Here is a 9,411-nt window from a genome sequence, read left to right on the forward strand (position 1 = left end):
GCCGGCAATCAGGACAGTCATGGCTTTAGTCTGCCAAAGATCTAGCTGGGCAGGGAGGCGAGGACCTGGCGGGCCACATCCACGCTGGACTGGGGGTTCTGACCGGTGATCAGGTTGCCGTCGGTAACCACGAAGCTCTCCCAGGCGGGACCGGAATCGACCACGGCACCCTTTTCAGCCAGTGCGTCAGCAACCATCCAGGGCGTGTTTTCCCCGGTGCCGCCGTTCAGTTCCTCTTCGTTGGTGAAGACGGTGAGCCTGCGGCCGGAGAACGCGAAGCCGGTTTCCGGGGTTTCGGCACTGAGCAGCGCTGCCGGGCCGTGGCAGAACGGGGCAATCAGCATGCCGGCGTCATTGGCTGCAATCAGGATCCGTCCCATGTCCCAGTCGGTGGCCAGGTCTGCCATGGGACCGTGCCCGCCCGGAATCACGACGGCGTCGTATTCCAGGGGCGCGACGTCGGCCAGCGCCATGGGTGCATCCAGTTCCGGACGCAGTTCTTCGAGGTAGGACTTCAGGTGTGCGGCCTTTTCTTCTCCACCGGCTTGGTCGGGCTGGAGGCTGATCGCATCCACGGTGGGGGCCTTGGCACCGGGGGTGGCGAAGGTGATGCGGTGACCGGCTTCGACCAGCGTGCGGTGGGCTTCAACCAGTTCTTCGGCCCAGAAGCCGGTGGGGTGTTCGGAGCCGTCCTTCATGGTGAGGGAGTCAGCGGCTGAGACAACCATCAGGATGTTGTTCATGGAAGGTCCTTCCTAGTGGGGTGGGTAGCTGGAGGGAACCGCGGCTAGCGCGCGGCGGCGTCGATCGCGTCGAACGTGGCATCGTCCAGCACCAGGTCACGGGCACCCAGGTTCTCTTCGAGGTGGGCCACCGAACCTGTGCCCGGAATGGGCATCATGACCGGTGAACGCTTCAGGAGCCAGGCGAGGGCCACCTGGGAGGTGGTTGCGCCAAGCTTCTTGGCGGCGTCGTCCAGCACGCCTCCGGGCTTGGCGAGTTCGCCGGCGGAAATCGGCGCCCAGGGAATGAACCCGATTCCGTTGGCGGCGGCGTATTCCAGCACGTCCTCGGAGGAACGGTCGGTGAGGTTGTAGCGGTTCTGCACGGTGGAGACGGTGAAGTGCTTTTCGGCCGCCTCCAGCTGTTCCACACTGACCTGGGACAGGCCCAGTGCCTTGACCTTGCCTTCCTTCTGCAGCTCGGCCAGGACGCCGAACTGCTCTTCGGCATCCACGGTGGGGTCGATGCGGTGCAGCTGCAGCAGGTCCAGGGAGTCCACCTTCAGCTTGCGCAGGCTCAGTTCAGCCTGCTGGCGCAGGTACTCGGGGCGTCCCAGCGGAATCCACTCGTCCGGTCCCGTGCGCACGAACCCGGCCTTGGTGCCGATCCTCAGGCCGTCCGGGTAGGGGTAGAGCGCTTCGGCAATGATCTCTTCACTGATGTTGGGACCATAGGAATCGGCCGTGTCGATGAAATCGACACCCAGTTCAACGGCGCGGCGCACCACTTCGACGGCGGTGCCGCGGCTTTCGGGCTCGCCCCAGACGCCGGGGCCGACAATGCGCATGGCACCGAAGCCAAGCCGGTTCACGGTGCCCAGATCCTTCACATCGATGGTTGCGGACAAGGTGTTGTTCCTCTGCTCAGTCATGTCGGGGTACAACCCAATACTAAGCAGGCTTATTCCATCGGGTCTGCGTAGATGCGGACCAAAGCTGTCCGTGCGGGTGTTTTTCAGGTTCCCGGCCGGGCGTAGGTTCCTGCTCATGGACTGGAAAATAGAGCTCGTTCCCGTGCCGGTGTCGGACGTCGACGCCGCCAAGCACTTTTACGTGAACCAGGTGGGTTTTGCGGCCGACCATGACCAGCGGGTGGATGAAACCCTGCGGTTCGTGCAGCTGACGCCACCGGGGTCCGCCTGTTCCGTGGTGATCGGGGAGGGAACCACGGACATGGTCCCCGGCAGCCAGCGCATCCAGATAGTGGTGCCGAACGCCGTCGAGGCCCGCCGGCACCTGCTCGACGGCGGGGTGGCAGGGGTAAGCGAGGTGACGCCGCTGGACTGGGGAACCTTCGTGTACTTCAGCGATCCGGACGGTAACCAGTGGTCCCTGCAGGAGCTGCCGGCCCTGCCCGCATAGTAGGCGTACAGGGCCGGAGGGCGGAGCACCGGCACGAGGGCCGGAGCCGGAAGAGTCAGTGTCCGGAGGCGCTTGTTTCCCGCACCAGGGTGTAACTGCCGGGTTCCAGCCCGGCCTCGGAGCCGCCGGCCAGCAGCACGGTCACGTCCGGATGAAGCTGCAGGACCGACGCCGGAACCCGGGGCGTTACCGGGCCCGTCAGTGCAGCGGCAACCGCGTCTGCCTTGCCCGAACCGGACGCCAGCAGGATCAGGGACCGTGCCTCACGGATGGTGCCCAGGCCCTGCGTCAGAGCCTGCGCCGGGACGTCACCGAGTGAGGGAAAGAAGCGGGCGTTCGCTTCCCGGGTGCTGGCTGTCAACTCGACCACGCGCGTGCGGGAATCCAGTGCCGAACCGGGTTCGTTGAAGGCCAGGTGCCCGTTGCCGCCAATGCCCAGGATCTGGACGTCAATGCCGCCCGCGGCCCGGATCAACTCCTCGTAATCCGCGGCGGCGCGCTCCGGATCAGCGGCGGCGCCGTTGGGCACCTGCACATCATCCGGGTCCAGGCCCAGCGGCTCTACGACTTCCCTCCGCACCACTTCGCGGTAGCTCTGGGGATGCCCCGGCGGGAGGCCAAGGTATTCGTCCAGTGCGAAGCCGCGCAGCCGCGGCAGCTCCCGGGACCGGCGTGCCAGCTGCTCATAGAGCGGCAGCGGGGAAGAACCGGTGGCGATGCCCAGCACGGGATTGGCGCGTGCGGCCAGGCGGTCCAGGACGGCGTCTGCTGCGGCCATGCCCAGGTCCTGCACGGAGGAAGCAACCAGCACCTGCACGCTCATTCTGCGGCTCCCTTCAGGGACCGGTTCACGGACCGGTCCAGGGACAGGGAACGTGCCAGCTCCGGATCAGCCGGCGCCCAGTCCGTGAGGCCAAGCAGCCCGGCGGCATTGGCTCCGAAGATCTTCTGCACATCAGCTGCCGGCATGCCCATTTCCCAGCAGATCCGCAGCTGGTCCACGAGATACCGCCGGGCATAACCGCGGGGGAACCAGGACGAATCAGTGCCAAAGACTATCCGCTCCGGTCCGTGCGTTTCGTAGAACCGGCGGAAGAGGTCTTCCAGCGTCAGTTTCTGTGCCATGAACCGCACCCACTGATTGGAGCCGGAAGTGTCCACCAGTACGTTGGGGCAGGCCCACATGAGGAACAGCACCTGCTGCACGTGCTGGATCCCGAAATGCGGCACCACAAAGGTCACGTCGGGATGCCGCTTGGCAACGGCCTCCAGCCAGGCAGGTTCAATCATGGCGTTGTGCGCGATTCCGCCGGCCGAGCCGCAGTGCCCAAAGTGGATCAGCACGGGCACCTGGTACTCAGCGGCCACCCGCCACAGCGGATCAGCCGCAGGATCATCGATGCGGGAGGACATCAGCGGTGCGAACAGCTTCAGCCCGCGCAGCCCGAAGTCCCGGACCGACCGCCGGAAATCCTCCACCGCACCGGGGGCGAACGGGTCCGCCATGGCAGCCAGGCCCAGGAAACGCCCGGCGCCGTGCTCCACCAGAGCGGCCATTTCCTTGTTCCCGCCAGCGGTGACAAATGCCGCGTGCTCAACGTGGTGCTGGTCCAATTCGGTGATCCAGCGGTCAGCTTCAGCCTCCCACCCGGCATCCTGCCCGGTGCTTTCCGGGTCGGCGAAGTCCCAGCTCCGCCGCCATTGGGCTGACATTCCGGCCACCTTCGCAGCACGGTCCGCTGCGGCCGGGCCGGATTCCTCGCAGGCGAACTGGCCGCCGGAGAGTGAGCGGGTCAGCGGATCGAAGGGCATCCGGAAATGCAGATGGAAATCGATGATGGAAAGGCCCTGCACCACAGGGCGGTTCCCGATTCGGGAGACGTGCACGGGTTCCTCCTACAGGGACAGAGGCTGGGGTTCGGGCAGGACGACGGCGCCGCGCCGCTCCGGGGCCGTTGCCACCAGATCGGTGGCGTAGCGGACGGCGGCGGCCAGCGCCTGGACGGGTGAGTCCCGGCGGGCCAGGCAGGCCAGGAACGCGGCGTTGAACCCGTCGCCGGCGCCGGTGCTGTCCACCGGTGTGATCGGCCGGGCGGCAGAGTGCAGCCAGGTTCCGTCCGGCAGGGCCAGCCCGGCGCCATCGGCACCGAGCTTGGCGGCGACCATGGTTGAGGTCTGTGCGGCCAGTTCCAGGGCGGCGGCCCGCGGGTCCGGGTTGCCGGTCAGGCCGGCCAGCTCGTCGCTGTTCGGAAGGAACAGGTCCACGGAGCCCAGCACGCTGTTGACCTCCGCGCGGACCTCCCCGGTCCAGCCCTCGGCAGGCCAGCCGGTGTCCAGCACGGTGAGGGCCCCGCTTGCGTGCGCTGCGGCGAAGAGCTCGACGGCGGCGTTCCCGCGCAGTTTGGGCAGCAGGAAGTAGCCGGCCAGCACCACGGTTCCGGCGCCCAGGGCGGAGGCCGGAACGTCCTGCGGCGTCAGCTCCGCCATCGCTCCGAGGGAGGAAATAAACGCCCGGTCCCGCCCGGGTGCTTCCACAGCGACGGTGATGCCGCTGGGCAGCCCGGCGTCACGCACCAGCACTGCCGAAAGTCCGGGCAGGGCCAGTTCCTGTTCCACCAGGCGGGTGGACGCATCGTCTCCGACCTTGCTGACCAGGACGGTTTCCTGTCCCAGCCCGGCACAGCGGACGGCGAGGTTCCCCGCGGATCCGCCCAGCCGGATGTCGATGCCCGGCACGATCGCCTCGGTTCCGGGCTCCGGGAGTTCTGCTGCTCCGGACACCATGATGTCCAGGTTGGTGTTTCCAACTACGGTGATGGTGGCCTGCGCACCGCTCATGCTGCGGCCGCCAGCGCCTGTGCGCGTTCCAGCAGGGCGGCACGGGCCGCATCGATGCCGGCGCGCAGTTCCGCGGCACGGACGGCCAGGGCGCGGGCGGCTTCCGTTGCGAGGTCCGCGGTGGCGGTGACAGCCTTGATGCCGGGGCTGCCGGCCTGCGGACGGTCCAGGATGCGTCCCGGATCGGTTCCGGCGGCGAGCACCAGGTCAGCCAGGTCAGCGCTGATGTTCCCGGCGGCGAGGGCATCGGTCACCTGCTCCCGCGACCACGCTGTGGGGTCGGCGGACTTGAACAGCCGCCCGACGACGTCGTGCGCTCCGCGCCAGGGCACGCCGGCGACTGCCAGCGCTTCCGCCACGGACGTGGTGGTGGCGCCTGAGCGGACGATCTCCGCCTTGTCCGGCAGCCGCAGCACGGTGAATTCGCCCAGCAGGCCGTCCAGCATCCGCACAAACCGGATGACCCGGTCCGAGGCCCGCCAGAGGTGCTTCTGCACATCGGTGGTGGCGTTGTTTGAATCCTCGTACCAGCCGGAGTTGATGTTCGCGTAGGTGGCGGACATGTCCGCGGCGGCGGCACCGGCCATGGAGACCATGTGCTCCAGCACCACGGGGTTCTTCTTCTGCGGCATGATCGAGGAGCCCTGGGTGTAGGCATCCGGGGTGGCGACCCAGCCGAAGGTCATCCATTCGAGCAGTACCCGGGAGAAACGCGCACCGGTGGCGCAGATCCGGGCCTGGGCGGCGGCCAGGCGCATAAAGTGCTCCGCTCCGGCCACCGCCTCGTAGCTAGACGTGAACGTTGAATCGAAGCCCAGCAGGTCAGCGACGGTCTGCGGGTTGATCGGCACGTCGGATCCGGTGAACGCCGCGGAGCCCAGCGGGGAGACGTTCATCTCCGCATAGACGTCCAGCAGCTCCCGTCCCTGGCTCAGCAGGGCTTCGGCCAGGCCCCCCATGACATGGCCGATTGTGGTGGGCTGGGCAGGACGCCGGTGGGTGAAGCCGATAATCAGCGCGTCGGCGTGCCGGCGCGCCAGCTCAGCAGCATCCGCTGCGCTCTGGAGCACCAGGTCCGCCTGGTCCAGGATCTGGCGCCGGAGCACCATGCGGAACGCTCCGGCATCCAGGTCGTTGCGGCTGCGGGCCAGCTGCACGTCCAGCTCCGAGGTGGAGATGCCGCAGGCCGCGGCGAGCTGCTGTTCCATGAAGTAGTACGGGTCCTCCACGGAACCGTCGAAGCTGTATTCCTGCCGGCCGTCGGTGATCCGCTCCCAGAGTTCAAGCAGGCCCTTCTCCAGCCGGGCGGAGCGCTCCCGCGGCAGGATGCCCTCGTCGTCGAGCATCCAGACATGTGCCAGGGAGGCTTCCACCATGGGCGGATAGATGGTGGCGGCAGCCTCCTCAAAGGCATCACGGAGGTGGTTGTCCCAGTAGACGGAGAGGTCCGGGCGGTCGGTCAGGAGCGGTCGGGAGGGGGTAGTCATGCTTATTTCACCGGCTTCAGGTCGGGGGCGGCGGAAGAGGGAATCGGCAGCGGGGTGGCCGTGGGAGGCATGGGGCCAACCAGCGGAGTCTCCACGGTGGGACGGCGGCGGCGGCGCAGCATCTTGGCGATGCCGCCGCTGCCCGGGTTTTCAAGCCGCTGGGAGATGATCAGGACAATCAGGATCAGGCCCATCTGCAGGGTGCCGTACGCTGCGGCGGTACCGAACTCGTTGGAGTAGATCCGGTTGTAGATCTCCACGGACAACGGCGCGAAACGTGCCGGGTAGATCACCACGGAGGCAACGTACTCACCGAAGCCCTGGATGAAGGCCATCAGGGCGCCGGCGAGGATGCCGCGGTACATCAGCGGAACCGTCACGGTGCGCAGCACCCGCCAGTGGCCGGCACCGAGGTTGCGGGCGGCTTCTTCCACGGAGGGATCGATCTGGGCCAGGGCAGCGTTCGCCGAGCGGAAGACCAGCGGAAGGAACCGCACAAAGTAGGCCACCGGAAGGATCCACAGCGAACCAATCAGGACCTGGCCCAGGTTGAAGGGCGAGGGGCTGGCGAAAGCGGTCACCAGGTTCACGCCGACGACGGTGCCGGGCAGCGCCCAGGGAATCATGACCATCACGTCCAGCAGTCCCTTGCCCGGGCCCTTCCACCGGGTGACTACCCAGGAGGCAATGACGCCGACCACGGTGCACGCGATCATGGCGATGAAGGCCATCTGGCTGCTCACCAGGATGGGACGCAGGGTCGCCGGGTCGGTGAAGATCCGGGAGAAGTTCCCCAGGGTGTACTGGCTGGGCAGGATCTGCACGGTCCAGGAGCCGTCCACGGTGAAGGCCAGCAGCACGATCACGGCTGCCGGTGCCATCAGGATCAGCACCAGGACGGCGGAGCCGAGGCCTGCGCCGAGCCGGGGGAGTGTCCCGTGGATGACCTTAACGGCCTGCGGAGTGCCTTTGGAAGCACTGCGGTGCACCCGCCGGTTCTGGTACCAGCGCATCGCGAGCAGGAAGAGGATGGAGACGATGGACAGCACTGTGGACTGGGCAGCCGCCAGCTCGTAGGCGCCGGAGGTCCGGGAGGCCACAATCTGCATGGTCAGGGTCTGCACGTTGTAGAACTGCGGTGCGGTGAAGGACGCCATGGAGACCATGAAGGTCAGCAGGGCGCCGGATACCAGGGCCGGGGTGAGCATGGGCAGCAGCACCGTGCGCCACATGGTGAAGCGGCTGGCCCCCAGGTTCAGGGCGGCTTCTTCCATGGAAGCGTCGGAACCGGCCAGGCCGGAGGAGACCGCCAAATAGAAGTAGGGGTACATGGTCATGGTGTGGACCAGGAGCACACCCAGGACGCCGTTGGCGGAGACTGCTCCCGGGTCGGCGCCGAAGTACTGTGCCAGGAAGCGCGGCAGGATCCCGCTTTCGGCGTAGAGGAAGTAGAAGGAGACCGCGCCGATCAGCGGCGGCAGCGCCATGGGCAGCATCGCGAACAGGCGCAGCACGTTGCGGCCGGGGAAGTCGAAGCGGGTCAGCAGCACGGCCAGTGCCGTGCCGATGACGCCGGTGGTGATCACGGAGACCACGGAGATGCCTACGGAGAGGCCCAGGGCCCGGCCGGAGTTGCCACCGAAGAAGCCGCTGTAATTGCCCATTCCGCCGTCGACGCTGGTGCGTGCCGTGGCGAACATCGGAATCACGATGTACAGCGCCAGCACCAGGACCAGCGGAATGGCCAGCCAGTAGATGAACCGGTCGGAGGACGTGGTTCCGCTGCGGTTCCGCAGTCTTGCGGCGAGCCCGGTCACGGCGCTACCAGCCAGACCCGGTCCGGATGCGGGAACAGGGTGACCCGGTCCCCGGGCTGCGCCCGGTCCTCTGAGTCAGGGACGGAAACCACAAGTTCCTTGCCGTTCCAGTCCACTTCGTAAACGTTCACTGCGCCGGTGAACTCAGCTGTCTTGACCGTTCCGCGCAGTGTGCCCGGGCGGCTCTCGCCCCCGGCGTCCGTGTGCATGGTGAAGGATTCAGGGCGCAGGCTCACCGCGGCCGTGTCGCCGGCGGCGGCGTTGCCGGAGACTGTTCCGGCCACCCGCGGGGCACGCAGCACCGAACCGTCGGCCAGCTTGAGATGTACGGAGTCGGTGCCGGCTTCCAGCACGGTGCATTCAAGCACGTTGGAACGGCCGATGAACCGGGCCACGAAGGAGGTGGCCGGGCGGTGGTAGACCTCCCGCGGCGGGGCAACCTGGTGCAGCCGCCCGGATTCAAGGATGGCCACGCGGTCGCTCATGGCCATGGCTTCGGCCTGGTCATGGGTGACGTAAATGCTGGTGATGCCTGCAGCCTTCTGCGTTCCGCGGATTTCTGCGCGGGTTTCCTCGCGCAGCTTGGCGTCGAGGTTCGAAAGCGGCTCATCGAGCAGCAGGACCGACGGCTGGATGACCAGGGCCCGGGCCAGCGCAACACGCTGCTGCTGTCCGCCGGAGAGCATGTCGATGCGGCGGTCGGCGTAGCCTTCGAGGCCTACCTGCTGCAGCGCCCGGTCCACCCGCTTGTTCTTTTCAGCCCGCGCGGTGCGGCGGACGCTGAGGCCGTAGCCCACGTTGGCGCGCACGGTCATGTGCGGGAACAGGGCATAGTTCTGGAAGACCATGCCGGTGTCACGGCGGTTGGGGGCGGTGTTGGTGACATCGCGGTCATTAAAGAGGATCCGCCCCCGGGAGGGCTGGATGAACCCCGCAACCATGCGCAGGGTGGTGGATTTACCGCACCCGGACGGGCCCAGGAGGGTGAAGAACTCTCCGTCTTCGATGGTGAGGTTGAGGTCTGCCACAGAAGGCGCGGCACCCGGGTACCGTTTTTCGATCGATTCGAGGAGGACTCGTGTCATGGCTGCTCTCCGCAGGGGTAGGGGGTGAAGGTTGGGGGAG

General features: G+C 67.1%; 9 protein-coding genes. 1 reads left to right on the top strand and 8 read right to left on the bottom strand.

Features of this window, described 5'->3' with window-relative positions; translation table 11 throughout:
• Positions 1–41: 41 nt before the first annotated feature.
• Together ABFX29_RS11840 and ABFX29_RS11845 are read right to left on the bottom strand one after the other, a co-directional pair.
• A complete protein-coding gene (locus ABFX29_RS11840; RefSeq protein WP_152229325.1) occupies positions 42–743 on the bottom strand; it encodes a type 1 glutamine amidotransferase domain-containing protein in 702 nt (233 codons plus the stop codon).
• A 44-nt stretch (positions 744–787) separates the two neighbouring features.
• Positions 788–1,654, bottom strand: coding sequence for an aldo/keto reductase (locus ABFX29_RS11845; RefSeq protein ID WP_152229324.1), 867 nt, complete (start codon positions 1,652–1,654; stop codon positions 788–790).
• 115 nt (positions 1,655–1,769) lie between these two features.
• Here ABFX29_RS11845 and ABFX29_RS11850 point away from each other — a divergent pair, with 115 nt between their 5' ends.
• A complete protein-coding gene (locus ABFX29_RS11850; RefSeq protein WP_152229323.1) occupies positions 1,770–2,144 on the top strand; it encodes a VOC family protein in 375 nt (124 codons plus the stop codon).
• A gap of 55 nt (positions 2,145–2,199) precedes the next feature.
• Here the strand turns inward: ABFX29_RS11850 and ABFX29_RS11855 are convergent, their stop codons facing one another.
• From ABFX29_RS11855 to ABFX29_RS11880, 6 genes are read right to left on the bottom strand one after another with little or no spacing between them, the layout of a single operon-like run.
• Entirely contained in the window at positions 2,200–2,967 is a 768-nt protein-coding gene (locus ABFX29_RS11855; protein ID WP_211372427.1) for a glucosamine-6-phosphate deaminase, read from the bottom strand.
• The gene (locus ABFX29_RS11860) at positions 2,964–4,031 is read right to left on the bottom strand and encodes an amidohydrolase family protein (protein ID WP_211372426.1); all 1,068 of its coding nucleotides are present in this window, start codon (positions 4,029–4,031) and stop codon (positions 2,964–2,966) included. The genes ABFX29_RS11855 and ABFX29_RS11860 overlap by 4 nt, the downstream gene beginning before the upstream one ends.
• Positions 4,032–4,040: 9 nt before the next feature.
• Positions 4,041–4,982, bottom strand: coding sequence for a carbohydrate kinase family protein (locus tag ABFX29_RS11865; protein ID WP_152229322.1), 942 nt, complete (start codon positions 4,980–4,982; stop codon positions 4,041–4,043).
• The gene (locus ABFX29_RS11870) at positions 4,979–6,469 is read right to left on the bottom strand and encodes an argininosuccinate lyase (protein ID WP_152229321.1); all 1,491 of its coding nucleotides are present in this window, start codon (positions 6,467–6,469) and stop codon (positions 4,979–4,981) included. Before ABFX29_RS11870 ends, ABFX29_RS11865 begins: the two co-directional genes overlap by 4 nt.
• Positions 6,470–6,471: 2 nt before the next feature.
• Positions 6,472–8,286: an ABC transporter permease gene (locus tag ABFX29_RS11875; RefSeq protein ID WP_246167721.1), complete on the bottom strand. Its 1,815-nt coding sequence runs from the start codon at positions 8,284–8,286 to the stop codon at positions 6,472–6,474.
• Positions 8,283–9,371: an ABC transporter ATP-binding protein gene (locus ABFX29_RS11880; protein ID WP_152229320.1), complete on the bottom strand. Its 1,089-nt coding sequence runs from the start codon at positions 9,369–9,371 to the stop codon at positions 8,283–8,285. The genes ABFX29_RS11875 and ABFX29_RS11880 overlap by 4 nt, the downstream gene beginning before the upstream one ends.
• Positions 9,372–9,411: the final 40 nt, after the last annotated feature.

The organism is Arthrobacter gandavensis (assembly GCF_039528575.1).
Lineage (GTDB): Bacteria > Actinomycetota > Actinomycetes > Actinomycetales > Micrococcaceae > Arthrobacter_B > Arthrobacter_B citreus_B.